General features: G+C 42.2%; 2 protein-coding genes. Both read left to right on the top strand.

Going from position 1 to position 867, the window contains the following annotated elements; genetic code table 11:
• Positions 1 to 211: energy transducer TonB (locus tag A3739_RS31095; RefSeq protein WP_231877150.1), on the top strand; the 211-nt coding region annotated here is incomplete at its 5' end.
• A 19-nt stretch (positions 212 to 230) separates the two neighbouring features.
• On the top strand, positions 231 to 867 hold a 637-nt coding region (locus A3739_RS25570; protein ID WP_197472573.1), incomplete at its 3' end, for a methyltransferase.

Here is an 867-nt window from a genome sequence, read left to right as displayed (position 1 = left end):
TGGTTATATCGTTAATGCCTATATATACAAACCCAGTGGACATCGTTTACTAGATAGTTCAGCGTTAGATGCAATTAGAGCTGTACCTCGCTACGAAGTTCCGGATAATCCCGTTATCACAGAACGCCATTACACTAACCTCCGTTTTTATTATTCGTCAATTAAACAAGAAACGGAATTAATGCCATTTGAAGTAGCTGAACAGAATTAGTTTCTATTAAGGAGTGTGCGTGACACAAGCCACCGCCCAAGTAATCGAGCGTAACGAAGATCTTTTTCCTAACGAAAGTAGTTATTTATTTATTGAGCCACCATCAGAGCCAACAAATAATGTTTTTGCGTTACACGATGTTGTGACGTTCAACTACAGAACCTATAAAGCTTTCGAAGAGTTTGATAAAGAAAATATTGTCTTTGGTATCCCTGAAAGTAGCGATCGTTATGACGGTATTATTTTGTTTATGCCAAAGTCAAAATCTGAGTTGGAGTTGTATTTAGATCTGGCAGCAAGCGTACTAGCAGATCATGGCAAACTGTATCTGTTAGGCGAAAAGAAAAGCGGTATTGCGAGCGGCGCAAAGCGACTCGCGGCTCGTTCAAAAGAGTGCGTAAAAATCGATTCAGCCAAACACTGTCAGCTGTGGGAAGCGTCCGGCGTATCGGCTACTAATGCATTCGATATACAAGATTATTTTGAAGTTTTCGATTTTCAGCTCGATCCCGAGAATAAACTCAAACTCGCTGCACTACCTGGTGTCTTCGCGAGTGGGCGGTTAGATGAGGGAACAGCTTTGTTGCTTGAGCAGGATATTCGTCGCTTAAAAGGACGGACCTTAGACTTCGGTTGTGGGTGCGGCGTAATTAGCG

Source organism: Oleiphilus sp. HI0067 (assembly GCF_001635735.1).
Note: the sequence above shows the minus strand (reverse complement) of the source record. Positions and strands in the feature narration are given on the sequence as shown.